This is a genomic window from Sphingobium cyanobacteriorum (assembly GCF_030580935.1).
Taxonomy (GTDB): Bacteria; Pseudomonadota; Alphaproteobacteria; order Sphingomonadales; family Sphingomonadaceae; genus Sphingobium; species Sphingobium cyanobacteriorum.
Genome location: NZ_JAUQOM010000008.1, coordinates 70,730 through 88,596, shown reverse-complemented (window position 1 = coordinate 88,596; position 17,867 = coordinate 70,730). Strand labels below are relative to the sequence as shown.

Annotated in this window: 16 protein-coding genes; 10 read left to right on the top strand and 6 right to left on the bottom strand. The window is 61.2% G+C overall.

Annotated features, from left to right (window positions below):
• The first annotated feature begins 3 nt into the window (after nt 1–3).
• Genes Q4610_RS15155 through Q4610_RS15145 form a run of 3 tightly spaced genes read left to right on the top strand, consistent with a single transcriptional unit; the run spans nt 4 to nt 3,115 of the window.
• On the top strand, nt 4–1,113 hold the full coding sequence (locus Q4610_RS15155; protein WP_304536808.1) for an acyl-CoA dehydrogenase family protein: 1,110 nt from the start codon (nt 4–6) through the stop codon (nt 1,111–1,113).
• On the top strand, nt 1,110–2,063 hold the full coding sequence (locus tag Q4610_RS15150; protein ID WP_304536807.1) for an alpha/beta fold hydrolase: 954 nt from the start codon (nt 1,110–1,112) through the stop codon (nt 2,061–2,063). The genes Q4610_RS15155 and Q4610_RS15150 overlap by 4 nt, the downstream gene beginning before the upstream one ends.
• Nucleotides 2,060–3,115: a phosphotransferase gene (locus tag Q4610_RS15145; RefSeq protein ID WP_304536806.1), complete on the top strand. Its 1,056-nt coding sequence runs from the start codon at nt 2,060–2,062 to the stop codon at nt 3,113–3,115. Before Q4610_RS15150 ends, Q4610_RS15145 begins: the two co-directional genes overlap by 4 nt.
• A 54-nt stretch (nt 3,116–3,169) precedes the next feature.
• Here Q4610_RS15145 and Q4610_RS15140 read toward each other — a convergent pair whose 3' ends face one another.
• The gene (locus tag Q4610_RS15140) at nt 3,170–3,955 is read right to left on the bottom strand and encodes an SDR family NAD(P)-dependent oxidoreductase (RefSeq protein ID WP_304536805.1); all 786 of its coding nucleotides are present in this window, start codon (nt 3,953–3,955) and stop codon (nt 3,170–3,172) included.
• 98 nt (nt 3,956–4,053) lie between these two features.
• Nucleotides 4,054–5,199 carry an amidohydrolase family protein gene (locus tag Q4610_RS15135; RefSeq protein ID WP_304536804.1) on the bottom strand — a complete coding sequence of 382 codons (1,146 nt, stop codon included), beginning with the start codon at nt 5,197–5,199 and terminating at the stop codon, nt 4,054–4,056.
• Nucleotides 5,200–5,296: 97 nt separating this feature from the next.
• Between Q4610_RS15135 and Q4610_RS15130 the strand changes: the two genes are divergently transcribed.
• The 7 genes from Q4610_RS15130 (at nt 5,297) to Q4610_RS15100 (ending at nt 12,644) form a co-directional block, all read left to right on the top strand.
• A complete protein-coding gene (locus Q4610_RS15130; protein ID WP_304536803.1) occupies nt 5,297–6,088 on the top strand; it encodes an IclR family transcriptional regulator in 792 nt (263 codons plus the stop codon).
• A 432-nt stretch (nt 6,089–6,520) separates the two neighbouring features.
• Nucleotides 6,521–7,618 (top strand): hypothetical protein, encoded by a 1,098-nt coding sequence (locus tag Q4610_RS15125; RefSeq protein ID WP_304536802.1) that lies wholly within the window; start codon nt 6,521–6,523, stop codon nt 7,616–7,618.
• 19 nt (nt 7,619–7,637) lie between these two features.
• A complete protein-coding gene (locus tag Q4610_RS15120; RefSeq protein WP_304536801.1) occupies nt 7,638–8,120 on the top strand; it encodes a VOC family protein in 483 nt (160 codons plus the stop codon).
• A 112-nt stretch (nt 8,121–8,232) separates the two neighbouring features.
• Nucleotides 8,233–9,228, top strand: coding sequence for a phytanoyl-CoA dioxygenase family protein (locus Q4610_RS15115; protein ID WP_304536800.1), 996 nt, complete (start codon nt 8,233–8,235; stop codon nt 9,226–9,228).
• Nucleotides 9,229–9,371: 143 nt separating this feature from the next.
• Nucleotides 9,372–10,115 carry an NUDIX hydrolase gene (locus Q4610_RS15110; protein ID WP_304536799.1) on the top strand — a complete coding sequence of 248 codons (744 nt, stop codon included), beginning with the start codon at nt 9,372–9,374 and terminating at the stop codon, nt 10,113–10,115.
• 226 nt (nt 10,116–10,341) lie between these two features.
• Entirely contained in the window at nt 10,342–11,103 is a 762-nt protein-coding gene (locus tag Q4610_RS15105; RefSeq protein ID WP_304536798.1) for an SDR family NAD(P)-dependent oxidoreductase, read from the top strand.
• Between the two features lie 20 nt (nt 11,104–11,123).
• Complete coding sequence (locus Q4610_RS15100; protein ID WP_304536904.1) at nt 11,124–12,644, top strand: AMP-binding protein; 1,521 nt, start codon at nt 11,124–11,126, stop codon at nt 12,642–12,644.
• Between the two features lie 78 nt (nt 12,645–12,722).
• Here Q4610_RS15100 and Q4610_RS15095 read toward each other — a convergent pair whose 3' ends face one another.
• The 4 genes from Q4610_RS15095 to Q4610_RS15080 form a co-directional block, all read right to left on the bottom strand.
• A complete protein-coding gene (locus Q4610_RS15095) occupies nt 12,723–13,778 on the bottom strand; it encodes an NAD(P)-dependent alcohol dehydrogenase (RefSeq protein ID WP_304536797.1) in 1,056 nt (351 codons plus the stop codon).
• A gap of 215 nt (nt 13,779–13,993) precedes the next feature.
• On the bottom strand, nt 13,994–15,415 hold the full coding sequence (locus tag Q4610_RS15090; RefSeq protein WP_304536796.1) for an MmgE/PrpD family protein: 1,422 nt from the start codon (nt 15,413–15,415) through the stop codon (nt 13,994–13,996).
• Between the two features lie 10 nt (nt 15,416–15,425).
• A complete protein-coding gene (locus Q4610_RS15085) occupies nt 15,426–16,850 on the bottom strand; it encodes an MmgE/PrpD family protein (RefSeq protein ID WP_304536795.1) in 1,425 nt (474 codons plus the stop codon).
• Nucleotides 16,851–16,910: 60 nt separating this feature from the next.
• Nucleotides 16,911–17,852, bottom strand: coding sequence for a LysR substrate-binding domain-containing protein (locus tag Q4610_RS15080; protein WP_304536794.1), 942 nt, complete (start codon nt 17,850–17,852; stop codon nt 16,911–16,913).
• Nucleotides 17,853–17,867 lie beyond the last annotated feature (15 nt).

The window sequence follows — 17,867 nt, the reverse complement described above, 5'->3', positions numbered from 1 at the left end:
AACATGGATTTCAATTATTCCGACTTGCAGCGGATGCTGCTGGACAGTGCTGAACGGTTCATCACCGAACATTTCACGCTGGAACATCGTCGATCGCTGCGTGATAGCGCCAATGGTCTGGACGAAGTGGCATGGGCTACTTTTGCCGAACTCGGCTGGCTGGCGCTGGCTATCCCGGAAGACCTGGGTGGCCTGGGTGGAACGCAGGCCGACATTGCGGTTCTGGCCGCGGCGACAGGTGGCAAATGCGTCAGCCAACCCGTCATCAGCACCGCCGTGCTAGGCACGCACATCCTGTCGGGCGCCACCGCGCCACGTACCGAATTGCTGGAGCAGATCGTCGGTGGCGCCGCGCGGATCGCACTGGTCCATGGTGAACCGGGCGAACGCTATGCCGGGGCAGCGCCACGCGCCGTCACGCTGACCGCCGACGGTGACGGCTTTGCGATATCCGGCCAGAAGCTGTTGGCGCTTGATGCGCCGTCTGCGACCCACCTGATCGTTTCGGCCATGCTGGAAGGCGAAGGCTTCGCCCTCGTGCTGGTAGAGGCAGACAGCGCAGGCATGTCAGTCGAAAATTACCCGCTGCTCGACGGAAGCCGGGCAGCCGATATCCGCTTCGAAACACTGCGCGTCCATGGCGACGCGGTGCTGGCGACTGGCAAGAAGGCGGAGGCACTGCTGATGGAGGCGCTCGACCGGGCCACCCTGGCCCGCCTGGCGCAATCAGTGGGATCCATGGAGGAAATCCTGCGCATCTGTTCGGCCTACCTCAAGGAACGGCAGCAATTTGGCCAGCCGATCGGCAAGTTCCAGGCGTTGCAACATATCATGGCCGACATGTTCGTTGTGACACACCAGGCTCGATCTGCCCTGTATCAGGCTCTGGCCCATGCGGAACTGTCGGCCGCCGAGCGTAGCCGGGCACTCTCTCTTGCGGCGATCACCATCGGGGAAGCGGGCCAACTGGTATCCCGTCAGGGGATTCAGCTTCATGGAGGTTACGGCGTAACCGACGAATATGAGATCAGCCATCATTACCGCTATCTGCTGACGCTGGAAAAGATCAGTGGCGACCTGGATTACCATATGAGCCGGGTGGGCCAGGCTTGAACGTCAAGCTGGGGGACAGGAACCTGGGCTGGGGCCAGTTGCCCCGGCTTCTGGAGGGCTATGGCGGCGCACGCCCTCCGGCGCCACCATGGTTCATCCGGGCGCAGGACATGCCTTTCGAACGCCTGACCTTCGCGGTTGACGGGTGTGAGATCGAACTGATCTGCTGGGGGGACCGCGGCAAGCCAGGCATCCTGCTCCTGCATGGTTCAATGGCCCATGCCCAGTGGTGGAGCGCGGTCGCCCCATTGCTGGCAAAGGATTATCGCGTCTGTGCCATGTCCTTCGCCGGCATGGGCGGGTCGGGACATCGGGCCGCCTATTCCGTCGCACAGATGGCGCGCGAAGGCCGTGCCGCCCTTGAAGCTGGCGGATTGTTCGACGCGGTGCTGCCGCCAATCCTTGCCTGCCACAGCTTTGGCGGCAAGGCCGGATGCCTCATCGCCGGCAATGAAGGCGGGGAACGGCTGCTCGGCGTGATGTTCGTCGACTCCTTCGTGGTGCCCGATGTCGGCATCGGCAATGCGCCCCCCTATCGCAGTCGTTTCTACCAAAGCGAGGCGGATGCCATCGCCCGCTTCCGCCTGTCGCCGGATCAGCCGGGGGCTGAACCCTATGTGCTGGATGCCGTGGCCCGCGCGGCGATCAGGCAAATGCCGGACGGACGATGGACCTGGTGCTTCGATCCCGATTTTTTCGCCAAGCTCGACTATGCCAATGGCTGGGATGAACTGCTTCAGGCCCGGTGCCGGCTCGCCTTTCTACGCGGCGAATTGTCGGATATCATCAGCGCCCAGGACGAAGCCCTGCAACGCCGCGCATTGCGGCCGGACACGATGTTTGTCGAGATTCCCAATGCCTATCATCATGTCATGATAGACCAGCCACTGGCACTTGTTGCGGCCATGCGGACGGTGGCGGAAGCGTGGGCCAAGGAGAGAGAGCCATGAACACATCCGCCGTCTCCGTCTATCCGTTGCCGCTCAGCCCGGAGGATATTACCGCCGACTGGCTCAGTGTCGCGACGGGCCACAGGATCGAAAGCGCGGAAGTGGTGGATGTGATCCTGGGCACATCAACCAAGATCAGAGTTCGGGTAAGAAGCGACACCCTGCCCGAAACGCTGATCGTGAAGGGTGGCTTCGAAGCGCATAGCCCGATGATGAAGGAAATGTACGCGAACGAAATCGCGTTCTACCGCCTCATCGCACCCGCCCTGCCCATTCACACACCGACCTGCTGGTTCGCCGGATCAGACCCCGACAGCCACCAGTCGATCGTGATCATGGATGATCTCGTCGCGCGGGGCGTCACCTTCCTGCACGCACAGCGGCCAGAACGCTATGAAGCAGTCGAGCGGCGGCTGGGCGACCTTGCCCGATTCCACGCCGCGAGCTGGAACGACCCGGAACTGGCGCCGGGCGGGCGCTGGGGCTGGCTCGTCGGGCGCTTTTCGGACTGGTCCATGGTTTATGCCGAACGCTATCTGAAACCCGACATGTGGCGACATTATTGCGAAAGCCCGCGCGGTGCCGCCGTTTCAGTGCGGCTGCATGACATGGCATGGATGCGGCGTGCGCTGAAACAGTTCGCGGAGATCGAACAACAAGGGCCGTTGTGCATCATTCATGGCGATACCCATCTTGGCAATCTGTACGTCGAAGCGGATGGGACACCGGGCTTTCTCGATTCCCAGCCATCAAAAGCGTCACCGTTCATGGAGGTGGTCTATCATGTCGTCTGCGCGCTTGATGTGGCCGATCGCAAGGCGTGGGAGCAGGACCTGCTGCGCCACTATCTTTCCAAACTCGCCGAGAATGGCGTCGCACCGCCAGGTTGGGATGAGGCCTGGCTGCAATATCGCCAGTTCATTGGCTATGGCTATTTCATCTTCCTGATCAATGAAATCCGGTTCCAGACCGAGGCGATCAACACCGCCTATGCCGCCCGCTACGGCGCGGCCATGCTGGATCATGACGTGCTCAATCTGGTCGGGCATTGAGAAGGGACGGATCAGCCCCGAAGGCGCGCATGATCCGGCCATTTTCAAACGGGCCTAGCTGACGAGGAAACCGCCATCCACGGCCAGTGCCTCGCCCGTAATATAGGATGATGCGGGCGCCGCCAGGAACAGGCAGGCCGCCGCGATTTCCTGCGGCTGGGCCGCGCGAGGGATCAGCATGCGACCCGGCCCCATGATCGGCCCGGCGATGGCAAGGCTATCCTCCGCCATCTTCGCCGTGGCTGTCGCCGCGCCCTCGGTCGCGACACCGCCGGGCAGCACCGCATTGACCCGGATGCCATCGGCTGCAACCTCAATCGCTACGGAACGGGTAAGGTTGGTAAGGGCCGCCTTGGACGCGCCATAGGCGGAATTATGGTGCACGACCGCGCGTTCGCCACTGACGGAGGAGATGTTGACGATGGTGCCCCCTTCTCCGCCCGCACGCATCGCTTTGACCGTTTCACGCAGGACCAGAAAGCTGCCGCGCGTGTTGACGGCGTGCACGCTATCCCATTGCGCAGCGGTCATGGCCGTGAATGATCGTTTGGGGAATATGGCAGCGGCATGGACCAGGCCGTGAAGTCCCCCCATATCGGCGACGATCTGGGCAAAGCAGCGTTCGACCGCGCCTTCGTCGGCAATATCACAGCCATAGGCGAAGGCATCGGGCATGTCGGCGAGCAAGCTGTCAAGCCCTTCGCGTGCCACGTCGATCGCGGCGATCCGTGCGCCAGCCTGCGCGAACAAAAGCGCTACCGCACGGCCAATGCCCTGCCCAGCGCCGGTTACTGCCACAACTTTCCCATCGAGACGCAACAGCCTGTCTATGCCGGTCATGCCTGTTCCCCAGATCGTGCCCTGACAATGCCCTTGTCATGACAAAACCCGGCCCGGCAAGGCCGGACCGGGTTCCATCATGATCACGATAGCAAGGCTCAGAGGTTCCAGAGCTTGGCGGCGTTGCGACCGACCACGTCCTTGCCCTTTTCCTCACCCAGCACGTCGAAAATCTTCTTCACTTCATTGCGCGAATTGCCGAACACACTTTCACCGTGCGGATAATCGCACGACCACAGCATATTGTCCGTCAGACCATATTCCTTCGCCAGCTTCAGGCCGACATCATCGGACATGATGGCGGCATAGCATTGACGGCGGAAATAATAGCTCGGCAGTTCCTGAAGCTTGGGCTTCATTTCGGTTTCATAGACCTGGTAGATGCGATCCGCATCCTGGAGGGTCCATGGCACCCAGCCAAAACCGCCTTCGCAGAACACGACCTTGAGGTTCGGATGACGCTCAAGAATGCCGGAGAAAGCGAGCAGCGACCATAGTGGGCGATAGGGGCCAAGGTTCTTCGTCAGATTGGCGCCGGTCGCCCCCTTCCCACGGAATTCCAGATAGGCGCCGACATGGAACATCACCGGAATGCCGCTGTCGGCAATCGCTTCCCACATCGGTTCCATGGCGGACGCATTATAGGGCACGTTCTTGGGCGCGGACGGGATTTCGAGCGCCTTGAGGCCCCAGCCCTTGAACTTCTCGATATAGGCGGCGGTGTCTTCCGGCTTGTAGATGGTCGGCAGAATGCCGACGCCCACGAGCCGCTTGGGATTGGCGGCGCACAGTTCGCCCAACCATTCATTATAGGCGTCCATGCAACGTGTGAAGAATGCCTTGTCCTCCAGACGGACCAGCGACATGGCGCGCGAATGGAAGAACAACGAAACATCGATGCCTTCGGCATCCATGTCCTTCAGACGTTCCTTGACATCCCAGAAACCGGGGCGTCCTTCGCCGATCTGACCATCTACTCCGGGAACGTCGTAGCTCTGGCCATCAACGGTCATGTGCCAGAGATTTTCGTCTTTATTATACCACAGCTTCGGCGCGCGTTCCCGGTCCGCACCCGACAGGCGCTTTTCCCAGAGGCCTTCTTCTTCCATGCCATGGTCGTCCACAGAGATGACCCGCGTGCCTGCTGGCGGACGCCAGCCGCTGTCCTGGGCCTCCCGGTTCATGGGCCAATCGATCGCATTGATCGGCGTATCCTGGGTGAAGGTCGTGTCAAAGCTGTCCATGGCAGTTTCTCCTCGGCATATTCGTCTTGACTTATTCACTTAGTGAATAATATATTCGCTGTGTGATTTTCGTAGCATGATGTGTGAGGCAGAGTCAATGGAGCCGAAGGGAAAGCGGGAAACCAGTGTCACCGCGCTGGCGCGAGGACTGTCGATCCTGCAATGTTTCGACCATCCCGGTGCGCAATTGACCGTTTCGGAAATTGCCCGGCGTGTCGGACTCAGTCAGCCCACCGCCTGGCGGCTGTGCAGTACGCTGATCGAAAAAGGCTTTCTGGTGAAGGCGCCGGGCGGGGCCGCCCTGCGCGTCGGCGCCCCGGCGATGACATTGGGCTATGCGGCCATCCAGGGACAGGATCTGCCTGCCCTGGCTCGCCCCTATATGGATCAATTGACTGCGGAAGCCCGTGTCACCGTGTCGCTCAGCCTGTGCAACGGGACGGAGATGCTCGCGGTGGATCAGACCATCGGCAGCTTTGTCGTCCCCGGCCAGCCCATCGGCTGGAGAGCGTCGCTTGCGTCCTCTTCCGGCGGGCTGGCGGTGCTGGGCATCCTTCCCCCCGATCAGCGTCGTCTTGCCATCGAAAAGATCGCGGCACAGAATCCGGCCGCATGGCCGCGCAGAAAGGCGCGTATCGATCGTGCCGCCGCCTATTATGCGGACCACGACTATATCATCGTGACTGACATGTTTGACGGCCAATATGCGGCCACTGCCATAGCGCTGATCGAAGGGAGCGGCCAGAACAGGCGATATTGGGGCCTGGCCTGCAGCGGCCTTAGCACCACATGGAATGAGGAAGCCCTCAAGCCGGTCGGCGAGCGACTGAAGCGCATCCGCGACCTGCTCCAGCCCGCCGCCGCGGCCATGTCCGTTCCTGCTGGCTAGAGCATCGTGCGGGAAAGCGGGAACCGGCTTTCCACCGAAAGGGATGCGAAACAAAAACTGGCGCGTGCGCCCCGCGTTCGATCAAACGCGGCGCGCTCCAGGATCGCGCCGTCAGGCCCCGCCCGCAATGCAGGTCATGGCCCGTCAGCAGATCCAGCATGACGAGCGACGACAGCGTAGTGGCGAGAAGGAGGTCCCACCCAGGACATTTTCGACCATATCGGCAAAGGACATGATCCAGCGCCGCAACAACTGGCACATCTGCGTCATCAATATATGCAGGAGACGTAAGAGGGAATGATTGTCCCGATCGCCCCTCTACAGACATGATATACTGCCTGATCACAAATATGATGAGACTGGATGATACTGGTTCTCAGGCAAGAGCGGCCATAGCATCCGTACCATATCAAATATTCAGAGGATGGGATCATGACTGGTCAGGCAGAAAGCCACATGCTGAACAACGGGCAGAAAATTCCCGGAATGGGCGAATATGCGTTCCAGCCAGTGGTCGGCGCTTTCCAGCCCACACTCGAATCGATGGCCAATCTTGACCCGATGATGGGCATGGACCCGGAAGGCCTCTATCTGTGGGGCACGCTGCGCGATGAGGATGGCAATATGTATTGCCCGATGCGCCGCATCCCTTTCGACCTGCCCGGCGCAAAGAAAGACACACGTCGCTATTTCTATCTTCAGCACAATGTCGGCGCTGACCATTTCAAGCTGGACAAGGCAGGCCGTCGCTCTGCCCCCAATGACGGACATCTGTTCGGGCGCGAAGGCGACAAGATCGTCTGGCGCAGCCACCCGGATGCGCCTGGCAACCCGTTCCTCGCCGAATGGACGCCGGAAAGCTGCCGCTGGGTGGAAGAAGATACGATGGATATCAGCGGCACTCTGATCAAACCGGGTCTGCAATGGTATATTCCCAGCCGGACGGCCGCCATGTCCTATGTCGCCTGTATCATGCAGGTCGAAGGCACGATTTTGGGCAGGAAGGTGCGCGGGCTGATCGGATTCGACGTCATGTACATGTATGCGGGCGGCGAATGCTATGTGACCAAGGATGCACTGGTTCAGGAAAAGCTGGAACTATGCTGGTACACCTGGGCCACGATCTACAAGGACGGAACGCTGGATGCCGGCCATTTCCTGATCGGCAACGACTTGATGGGCTTTGCTATCCTGACCAACGAAAAGGGCGAGGTGCGATTCACTTATGATGTTGATTGCGAAGTGACGTTCGGCCCGGACAATTATTGGCACACAGGCATCAAGGCCAAGATGTTTGGCGAGGATTATGAATTCCTGCCGGACCCGCGCGGCCGCATGCCGGAGCTTGGCCCCATCCCCAACCCGCAGCTAGACGGTCGCTGGCAGAAGCTGGGCGAAACGCGCGAACCGGACGTGTGGTTTGCCTGGGGCGAATCCGCCTCCGCCCATGGCAGCAAGCCGGTCCAGCGCCTGCCTGGCGTGGGTCAGCGGATCATCACGCCGCTCGATCGTTTCAGCCGCGATTACTGACCTCGAAAGGTGCAATGATATGCTGGTCCATGGCGATTTCTTCCAGATCGGGGTTGTCGTGCACGACATAGACGAGGGCATGGCACGGTATCGCGCGTTGATGGGCGTCGGGCCGTTCTGGCGGCTGGATACCGACTATCAGGGGCGCTATCGCGACTGGACCGGCCGTTTTGCCAACCGCAACGCCTTTGCCCGATGGGGCAATGTCTATCTGGAGATGGTCGAACCCGTGGTCGGCGAAGGGAATGCCAAGGAATGGTTACACATGCGGGGCGAGGGCATATTTCACCTGGGCTATGCGGTCGATGACATGGCGCAGCGGCCGGGCGGGGCGGAATGCGTGTTCGAAAGCTTCGGTGCTACCCTGCCCGATGGCGGGGCGGCGGTCATCCATCTCGATACCGTAGCCCCATTGGGCTATTATCTGGAAATCACCCATCGTCCCATGGCGGAAGCGATCAACGCCCGCATCGACGAGGAACTGGCCCGGCTCCAGCCATGACCCAGGGTTGATAAAAATCATCCGCATGGTGCAAAATCAAGTCCTGTCAGGCAGGCGTTCATGATGACATGATGGCTCCAAAGGGTGAAACCCGCCTGAGAGGATCATGATCATGAATGCCATACCGCTCAATCTCCCCGATGCCAGCGATCTGGATGCCAGTACCATCCGTCCCACCCGCACGTTCGAGATTTGCAATCATCTGCTGGACGATCACGCCGCATTGGATCGATTCTACCACGAAAATGGATATCTGTTCTTCCGCAATGTGCTGGATCCGCAAACGGTTGTGGATGCCCGCGACGCCATGCTAGCAGTCGCCGCCGACAGCTTCGGCCTGGTTGAGAAGGGCGATCCGGTGGGTCGCTGGACGGGCAAGCCTGCCGAACCGTGGAGCGAAGAATTGCCTGCGTTCATTGGCATTTCGGGCAAGCTGGTCGAACATCCCGCCAATCAGGACGTCCTGGCGAAAATCCTGGGTGAGCAGGCATGTATGGTGCCGATTGTCCAATACCGGCTTTATCCGCCCCATAATCCCTTGGGGATCGTGCATCAGGATGGTTTCTACAGCCCTGGCATCAGGGATTATCGCCCCCTCTGGATTCCCCTGGTGCCATGTCCGCGCGAAGTCGGCGGGCTGACGATCGCGGTTGGGGAACATAAAAAGGGATGCGTCCACAATGTCGCCAAACCCAACCCCTTCCCTGTCCCCGATGGCGTGATCGACCCCGATAGCTGGGCCACGATCGATTTCGAACCGGGCGATCTGTTGGTGGTGCATCCTGATTCCCCGCATGTCGGAACGGCCAATATCTCGGATCGTCTGCGCATCTCGTTCGACACACGTGTGCAATCGGCGGCCAACCCCAGCGCCTTTAGCGCCACGGTCACATCCTTCACGCCAACCACGGTCACGCTGGCGGCGGATGATCCGGTCGTCGGAACGGTGACGCTGACCGTGGACAAGGACAGCTATCTGCGCCCGGTCAATCGCGCGAAGCGGGAGGCGTTCGAAACATTCACCGCATATATGAAGCCGGGGATGCGCCTGGTTGCGGTGCGCGAAGGCAACCGATGCGCCATGCTGCGTGAAGGATCGCAGCCATGATCCTTTCATCACGCTGATATGCTGTGCCGGATCAAATATAGATCATCGGGAAAGTGGTCCATGCAGATGCCGGACCTGCCTGGATCGTCTCGGTCGCACGTCGATCCCCCGACAGCCTGTTTCGAAAGATTGTAGCCCCGGTCATGACCAAAGACGCCCATCCCCGCCCCTCCGCCACCATCCTGCTGGTGCGGGAAGCGCCTTTCGAAGTGCTGATGGTTTCACGCCATTCCGACCAGGATTTTTCGTCTGCCCTGGTATTCCCCGGCGGCATCGTCGATGCTTCCGACAGTTCGGATGACTGGATGCCGCACATCATCGGCGCGGAACGCTACTCGACTACGGAGCGTGCTCTGCGCATAGCGGCCTTTCGCGAAACGTTCGAGGAATGCGGCCTCCTGCTCGCGCGACGGCGGGACGGCGCCCCGATCACGATCACAGCGGAAAGACAGACGGATTTCCTGACATTGATAGCGCAAAATGATGCAGTCCTCACATTGGACGATCTTGTGCCGTTCGCGCACTGGATCACCCCGGTACAATCGCCGCGTCGCTATGATACGCACTTCTTTCTCGCCGTGGCGCCGACAGGGCAGACCGCCTGCTGTGACGGCACGGAAGCTGTGGCGGTAGAGTGGATAAGCCCGGCCGAGCTGGTAGCCGAAGCGGAGGCGGGCACAGGCGTGCGCAAGGTCGTGTTTCCCACGCGCATGAACCTTGGCCTGCTGGCCCGCAGCAACAATGTTACCGACGCGCTGGCGGCCGCACGGGCACGGCCGCCATTCACGGTCCTGCCCCACATTGAAAAGACCGATGATGGTATCGTGGTGCGGATTCCGGCGGAGGCGGGATATGGTGTGACGGAGGAACGCCGCACTACCCGCTGACCCGCTCGTCAGGCAGCCAGACGCCATATTGGCTGCATTATGCCCATCTGGCCGGACAGTACCACGTCGGCGGGGGCTGCCATCAACCGTCAGCAACAGGGCGCATTGGCCTGCGCATTGCCAGCCTTGATCGCTGATACGATAACTGTGCGGCCATGGCGGAGAATGTTGTCATACAACTGGGCCACCGATACTTGCGTCATGACAGAATATTAGGAGAGCGACGATGGCCGACCCCCATTTCAAAGGAAAAACCGCTCTGATCAGCGGATCGGGAGCAGGCATCGGCCGTGCGTCGGCAATCGCTTTCGCAGCCAAAGGGGCGCGGGTTATGGTGTGCGACCTCAACCTCGCAGCCGCTGAAGAAACCGCAGCCCTGATCCATGCGGCAGGAGGCGAAGCTGAAGCGATCAATTGTGACGCGACCAACGCCGAAGCCGTTGAACGGTTGATCAAGGCGACGCTGGACCGCTTCGGTTCGCTTGATTTCGCGCACAACAATGTGGGCTGCGGCACGGGCAAGCCGTTGGAACAACTGACCGAGGATGACTATAATTTCTCCGTCGACCTGTCGTTCAAGTCCGCCTTTCTTGGCATGCGCTATCAATTGCCGGTCATGCGTGAGCGTGGCGGCGGATCGATAGTCAATACAGCATCAATGGCTGGCATCAGCACGACCCAGGCGTCGGACATAGTCTATTCCGGCGCCAAGGCGGGCGTAATCCAGATGACTGCCCATGCCGCGCGCACCTATGGCCAGCATAATGTGCGCGTCAATTGCATAGCACCCGGCCTGGTCGCGACAGAAGGTATCCGGTCGCGCTACAATCTTGAAGAACAGTCGGTGCTCGCCAGCGACCATATCATCAAGCGTGCCGTGCTGCCCGAAGAAATCGCCGCCGCCGTGATCTTCCTCTGCTCTGCCGAGGCGGCCATGATAACCGGCATTGTCATGCCAGTGGATGGCGGCCAGAACGCGAACCGCTAAGCCATGGGCAAACTGGCGTGATGCAGCAGACCAGGGCGACCGAACAATGGCTGGATGATCCCGGCATGCCATTGGCGCGCGCGCCCATGGGCGTTTTGCTCAGCGCACAGGCGGCACGTCAGCCCGATGCCCCGGCCTTCACATTTGAAGGACATAGTTTGTCCTTCGCGCAGATGGATGCGGGGGCGAACCGGCTGGCGCGTGCCTGTGCGGCGCATGGCGTTTCGCCGGGCGATTGCGTGGTCATTTCCATGCCCAACCGCCCCGAATATGCGCAGGCCGTCTATGCAGTCTGGAAGCTGGGGGCGGTGCCCTGCCCCATTTCCCAGCGGCTGACCGACCATGAATTCGGCGAGGTCATGACACTGGCCCGACCGCGACTGATCATCGGAACCGCCACCACATCGACAAGCGAGTGGCCACTGCTGGATATTGATCTGCCTCTGCCTTCCGGGCTGGACGACAGCCCCCTGCCCGCGATCCTGTCCTCTCCCGGCAAGATGCTGGCCAGTGGCGGCAGCACCGGCCGCCCCAAGCTGATCGTCGACCCGCACGATTCCGGTTGGGGGCCTGACAAGGTCAACAGCTATCGCCCACCCTTCAGTACAGTGCTGAGCGCAGGTCCGCTCTATCACACGGCGCCCTTTGCCTTTGCCATTATCGCCCTGGCGGAGGGCAGCCATGTGGTGTGCATGGAACGCTTCGATGCGGAAGCATGGTTACACCTTGCCGCGCTGCATCGTGCCACGGTCGCGTCCATGGTGCCCACGATGATGAGCCGGATCGCCCGGCTCGACCCGGCGATCACGCAAATGGCGGATCTATCTTCCTTCCGATTCATCATGCACTCCTCCGCCCCCTGCCCCCCCGACGTGAAGCGGTGGTGGCTGGACCGGGTCGGGCCGGAGGTCATCTGGGAAGTCTATGGTTCGACCGAACGGCTTGGCTCCACGCTCATCAACGGGGTGGAATGGCTGGAGCGGCCCGGCTCGGTCGGACGCGCACTGCCAGGTGACAGGATTGTCATCGTGGATTCCGATGACAATCCACTACCGCCCGGAGAGATTGGCGAGATCCTGTTTCGACGATCGGTGGGGGTTGGCGCCAATTATCGCTATATCGGTTCGGAACCCCGCATACGCGGCGATCTCGACGGACTGGGCGACATGGGCTGGGTGGATGCAGACGGCTATCTCTACATCGCCGACCGGCGCACCGACATGATCCTGATCGGCGGCACCAACGTCTGGCCGGCAGAGATCGAGGCCGCGCTGGAGCATGTACCCGGTGTGCTATGCGCGGCCGTGATCGGACTGCCCGATGCGGACATCGGCAACCGGGTCCATGCTATCGTCGAACTTGCCCAAGATGTTCCCATGCCGGACCCGGCCGAAGCGCTCTCCTTCCTTGCAGCGGGGCTTGATCGTCTCGCCCCGTTCAAGCGACCGCGCTCGGCAGAGTTTACCTATGCACGAGTACGCGACGATGCGGGCAAGGCGCGCCGGGCCGCGCTGCGCGCGGAGCGGGTCAGCGTCGCCTGACCATTTTGCACTGCGGGGATGGCGGGCATCCCGCACAGCGGCGAACCATCGCATCAAACGATGGCTCGCGCATAGACTTCAAGCAGCGTTCAGCGTGTCCATGTCGATCACGAAGCGATATTTCACATCGGACCGCTCCATGCGTTCGAACGCCGTGTTGATATCCTTGATCGCAATCGTTTCGCAATCAGGCAAAACACCCTTCTCAGCACAGAAATCCAGCAATTCCTGCGTCTCTGGCATACCGCCGATGATAGAGCCAGCCAGCGTCTTGCGACCCATCAGCAATGAACCTGAATGGATGGCGGGCAGCATGTCGATCGCGCCAACGACGATCGTTGCTCCATCCAGCGCCGTGATGCCGAGATAGGGCGCGACATCATGTGACACAGGGATGGTGTCGATCACAATATCGAACCTGTTGCGCGCATTGGCCATGGCGTCGGCGTCCGTGGAAATAAGAACGTCATGCGCGCCAAGCGCCCGCGCGTCAGCCGCCTTGGATGGCGATGTCGTGACGACTGTGACATCCGCGCCCAGAGCGACCGCCAGTTTGACTGCCATATGACCCAGTCCGCCCAGCCCCGCGACGGCGACCCGCTTGCCCGGCCCTGCATTCCAGTGACGCAACGGCGACCATGTCGTTATCCCGGCGCAAAGCAGGGGTGCGGCGCGCTCCGGGTCCAGGCCATCGGGCATGATCATCACAAATTCCTCGCGCGTGACGATATTGTCCGAATAGCCGCCATATGTCATCTCGCCGGTCTGGCGATCACGTCCATTATAGGTCGGGGTAGGATATGCCTCACAATATTGCTCCAACCCCTTTTCACAGGAGGCGCATGTACGACAACTGTCCACAAGGCACCCGATGGCGACCATGGCTCCCGGCTTGACCTTCGTCACGCTCGCACCGACAGCGGTGACTTCTCCGACGATCTCGTGACCGGGAACGCAGGGATAGACGGTGTTGTGCCAGTCATTCCGGGCCTGGTGCAGGTCGGAATGGCACACGCCACAATATAGGATACGAATGGCCACGTCATTTGCGCGCAGGTCACGTCGCTCGAAATGGAACGGGGCAAGCGGCGCGCCCGCATGCGTGCTGGCATAGCCAAAGGCCTGTGACATCATTCTCTCCTGTCCTAAGTAAGATATAGCGGCACCGAAATGACGAAACGGATGCATTTGCGCAAATCCTATGACGGCATTCGCGCCCTTCAAGCGTTATTGGGCAGAATTTAAGGGTGTTGTGACACAAACCTCAGCCATCGCCTACACGCTTTTATAAAGGAAAAGGGGCAGCGCCGCACATGACGGCACCGCCCCATCTGGATGCAGGAACCAGATCAGATGCCGATGAACGGCGTCAGCAGCCAGTCCACGTCCGCTTCTTTTTCAAGCTGCATCACCCGATCACAATAAGTCGTTATTTCTGTCGACTCCATGCGATGGCTTACAAGTCGGGCGAACTTTTCGCGCACGCCAGCCTCGCCCAAGGGATTGTCCGGCGCACCGCGCGGGGCTTTGCCTTCAACCGTGACAGGGCTGTCGCCGGCTTCATCCACCTCAATTCGACATTCGGCATAGTGGATGAAGTCAGGCTCCAGCACGAGCGAGATGCGCCCCAGCAGGTCTGCCACAGCCGGTGTGAAATAGGCATCAAACCTGTTACTATGTTCAGGCAGGATGACATCCACGCCTGTCCCGGCCAGCGCAGCGCAATAGTTGATGTGAAAGCGCGCGTTGTTGGGGCTGGTCGGCGGCGTGGTCTTGACCACGGCGGGCATGATATAGGCAGGCACGGCGATGCGGATCGCTTGAGCGGCCGCCAGCCGTTCCGGTCCGATGTCGCGATAGAGCTTGCCCATCAGGTCGATGGCCATGTGGGTATAGCCGCACGCCGCGTGCAGCTTGCGACGCGGTTCGTCCAGGTGGAATCCTTCAGGATCGACCAGTGCCCAGCGCTTGTAGCCGCGCCCGATCGTGGCATAGAGGCCGATATCGCTTTCCATCAAACTGTGCGGGCCGGTCATGCCCCCCATCGCATAACGCGCGGAGGTGACGCCCACGCTGGCGGGCATGGAGCCGTGCAGCATCGGCTTGACCGTGCCGCCATCGCCAAAGGTCAGTTCAGCCGGCCCCCAGGTGGCGAGTGAAAGGCCGATGCCCATGGCATTGCGAACTTCCCTCTCACCCCCGCCGGAAATGATCGCCGCCGCCGCCGCCGATCCCATGGCGTTGGGAATGGCCGGCGGGGTAATCGCCATTTCTGTATAGGGCTTCATATGCTCATAATAGGCAAAATGGATGCGCGTGGTGGTCTCGATCCCGGCAATGCACGCCTTGAGAAAGGTCTTGCCATCAGGCTTTTCCTCATCCGCCACGGCCAGCGCGGCGGCGACCGTCGCGATGCTGGCATGGCCACCGATCAGGTCGTTCAGTTCGAACAGGTCGCCAAGATAGCCATTGACGCGCGCCGCGCCTTCCGGGCTCATCGTTTCGGACTGGCCGACGACGCGGGCGCTGCCTCCCGGATCCCCTGCCATCTCGGCCGCGAACAGGCGCAGGCCATCTGCTTCCGTGGCACCGGAAACCATGCAGCCGATCGTGTCGAGTATGCACAGCTTCGCCTGCCACGACACCCTTTCCGGCACCGCATCCGGCGCAGCAGAGGCTGCGAAAGCCGCGATGTGATCAATAAGGGTCGGCTCGCCAGCGGGAAGCGTGGAGGGTGCGACGGGACGGGTGAGTTCTGCCTGACTGCTCATGGCTTATCCTTCAGCGGGCTGCGACATGGTCGAACGGGCGATACAGGGCATCGCAGTCCGGCAGGGTTTCGATGGAAGTGATCATGGCGACATAGGCATCCGCCTCCGCATCGGACAACAGGCCCGAAACATTGGAGCGGAACTTGGCAATCACCATGTCGGCGGTCATCGGATTTGCTGGCGCGCCGCGCGGCGGCTTGCCTTCATGATGGACGCTTTGCCCGTCCGCCATCACGACATCGACGGCGCACTGCTCATAATGGGTGAAGCGTTCATCCACGACGACACGGATTTTGGCCAGCATGGCGCGCAGGTCATCGCGGGCCAGCCATTGCGCCACATCACGCCCATGCTCAGGGCGCACGCCATCCTCTCCCAGAGCGGCAAGCGCCGCGGCGTAAGGCAGATGGAAACGCGCCTCTGTCGATGTTGCGGGCGGCTGGTCCTTGGCGACGGCCCGATGGGTGTAGAAGGGAACATGGATCAGGATTTCACGCGCGTCGGCCAGCGCCTGCCCGCCCAGCGACCAATGAAGCGCGACCAACGCATCCGTACCGGCATGGGTATAGCCGCAGGCCGCATGATATTTGCGGCGCGGATTGGCGAGGTGCCAGACCCCCGGATCGATGATAGAAGCCGGCTCAAAGTGGGTGGCCAATGTAGCGAAAAGCCCCATCGGGCTTTCCAGTACGGCCACCGGGCCGGTCATGCCGCCCGCCGCATAGCGCGCTGAAAGAACCGCGATCCCGGCCGGCCAGCCACCGTGCAACAATGGCTTAACCGAAGCACCATCATCATAGACCGCGCCAACCGGGCACCAGCCCGCAAGGCCGCCGCCGATCGCCATGGCTTCCAATGTCCCGGCATGATCCAGCCCCATCAACATGGCATTGCCTGCCGCCGCGCCGATGGTGTTGATGATGCCGGGGGGGGCGATGCCCACGTCCATATACGGTTTCTTCCAGGCATAATAAGCGGTGTAGAGCCGCGTCACAATCTCCGTGCCCGCGATATAGGCGCGCAACAGGTCGGCGCCGCTCGATCGGCACTGATCGGCAACCGCCATGGCGGCTGGCAGGGTGGCGATGCTGGCATGGCTGCCGACGAGATCATTATGCTCGCTGACATCACCGAAATAGGCATTGACGCGCGCCGCGACCTCGACCGGAAAGCGTTCATCCTGGCCGAATATGCGTGCGCTCGGACCGCGCAGGGCGCGGCGCTCGCTGTCCAGGATATTGCGCGAATCCGCCTCGGCCATGCCTGCGGCGATGCAGCCGATGGTGTCGAGGATGCTGAGCCGCGCCTGCTCCAGTATGATCGGTGGCACCCTCGACAGGTCAAGGCCATGCGCAAAATCAGCAAGTGGCAGCAGCAGTCCGGGGTTGCGCGCACTACGCCCCTCAACCGCCCGCACCTCAGCAAGGACCGACATTCCATTCTCCTGTATCTTCTGCTCTGACGGATATGACCCGTCCTCAGACACAGCAAATATTTATCCGGCCGGTTCTGATATGTGTGAAGTATCAATGCCGTCGGGCATTGTATCACGGCGCCAGAGGCCAGGGTCCTGCACCATGGCCAGCAGCGCGCTCAGCGCGGGCGGCCGGACATCACGATGCCAGGCCAGTGAAACCTCGATCTGCGGCATGTCATCCAATATCGGCAGATAGGTCACGTCGCTCACGCGGATATGGCTCACTGTCGCTGGCGCAAGGGCGACGCCCAGCCCCGCGCCAACCAGGCTGATGATGCTGTGAATCTCACCGATTTCCCGCGCGATGTTGGGCATGATCCCCAGCCGGTCGAACAGGCTCAGCACATGTTGGCGAAAACTGGAATGCAGGCCGATGCCCGACAGGAGGAAGGGATAGGGTGCAAGATCCGCCACATGGATCGCCCCGCGCGCGGCCAGTGCATGCCCCGTCGGGACCAGCGCCACAATGCCTTCGCGAAACAGCAGATGCGTTTCGATACTGGGATCGTGAATCGGTGAGCGCAGAATGCCCACGTCGATCGCGCCGCTTGCCAGTGCATCCAGTTGCTGCTGTACCGTCATCTCGGAAAGCTCGACCGATATATCAGGATGTTGCGCTGCAAAGGCACGCAGCATCTGCGGCACCACGGCATAGATCGCCGAATAGACCGAGCCGAGCCGCAAGGTGCCGCGCTGCCCGGTGCCGATTTCGCGGGCCAGGGCCACGCCCCGGTCCAATATGCCCAGCACGCGCCGCGCCTCGATCAGGAAGGCGCTGCCCGCTTCGGTCAATTCAACCCGCCTCTTGGTGCGCAAGAACAGCGCGACGCCCATCTCTTCTTCGAGCTGCTTGATCTGCGTGCTGAGCGGCGGCTGCGCCACATGCAACCGTGCGGCCGCGCGGCTGAAATGCAACTCCTCGGCAACGGCGATGAAGTAACGGAGATGGCGTAATTCCATCAGCCTATCTTGGTC

Bases quoted from the DNA above. Each gene is read 5' to 3' on its own strand.
- Q4610_RS15155 (WP_304536808.1), top strand. From the start codon at position 4: ATGGATTTCAATTATTCCGACTTGCAGCGGATGCTGCTGGACAGTGCT.
- Q4610_RS15145 (WP_304536806.1), top strand. From the start codon at position 2,060: ATGAACACATCCGCCGTCTCCGTCTATCCGTTGCCGCTCAGCCCGGAG.
- Q4610_RS15140 (WP_304536805.1), bottom strand. From the start codon at position 3,955: ATGACCGGCATAGACAGGCTGTTGCGTCTCGATGGGAAAGTTGTGGCA.
- Q4610_RS15135 (WP_304536804.1), bottom strand. From the start codon at position 5,199: ATGGACAGCTTTGACACGACCTTCACCCAGGATACGCCGATCAATGCG.
- Q4610_RS15130 (WP_304536803.1), top strand. From the start codon at position 5,297: ATGGAGCCGAAGGGAAAGCGGGAAACCAGTGTCACCGCGCTGGCGCGA.
- Q4610_RS15125 (WP_304536802.1), top strand. From the start codon at position 6,521: ATGACTGGTCAGGCAGAAAGCCACATGCTGAACAACGGGCAGAAAATT.
- Q4610_RS15120 (WP_304536801.1), top strand. From the start codon at position 7,638: ATGCTGGTCCATGGCGATTTCTTCCAGATCGGGGTTGTCGTGCACGAC.
- Q4610_RS15115 (WP_304536800.1), top strand. From the start codon at position 8,233: ATGAATGCCATACCGCTCAATCTCCCCGATGCCAGCGATCTGGATGCC.
- Q4610_RS15110 (WP_304536799.1), top strand. From the start codon at position 9,372: ATGACCAAAGACGCCCATCCCCGCCCCTCCGCCACCATCCTGCTGGTG.
- Q4610_RS15105 (WP_304536798.1), top strand. From the start codon at position 10,342: ATGGCCGACCCCCATTTCAAAGGAAAAACCGCTCTGATCAGCGGATCG.
- Q4610_RS15100 (WP_304536904.1), top strand. From the start codon at position 11,124: ATGCAGCAGACCAGGGCGACCGAACAATGGCTGGATGATCCCGGCATG.
- Q4610_RS15095 (WP_304536797.1), bottom strand. From the start codon at position 13,778: ATGATGTCACAGGCCTTTGGCTATGCCAGCACGCATGCGGGCGCGCCG.
- Q4610_RS15090 (WP_304536796.1), bottom strand. From the start codon at position 15,415: ATGAGCAGTCAGGCAGAACTCACCCGTCCCGTCGCACCCTCCACGCTT.
- Q4610_RS15085 (WP_304536795.1), bottom strand. From the start codon at position 16,850: ATGTCGGTCCTTGCTGAGGTGCGGGCGGTTGAGGGGCGTAGTGCGCGC.
- Q4610_RS15080 (WP_304536794.1), bottom strand. From the start codon at position 17,852: ATGGAATTACGCCATCTCCGTTACTTCATCGCCGTTGCCGAGGAGTTG.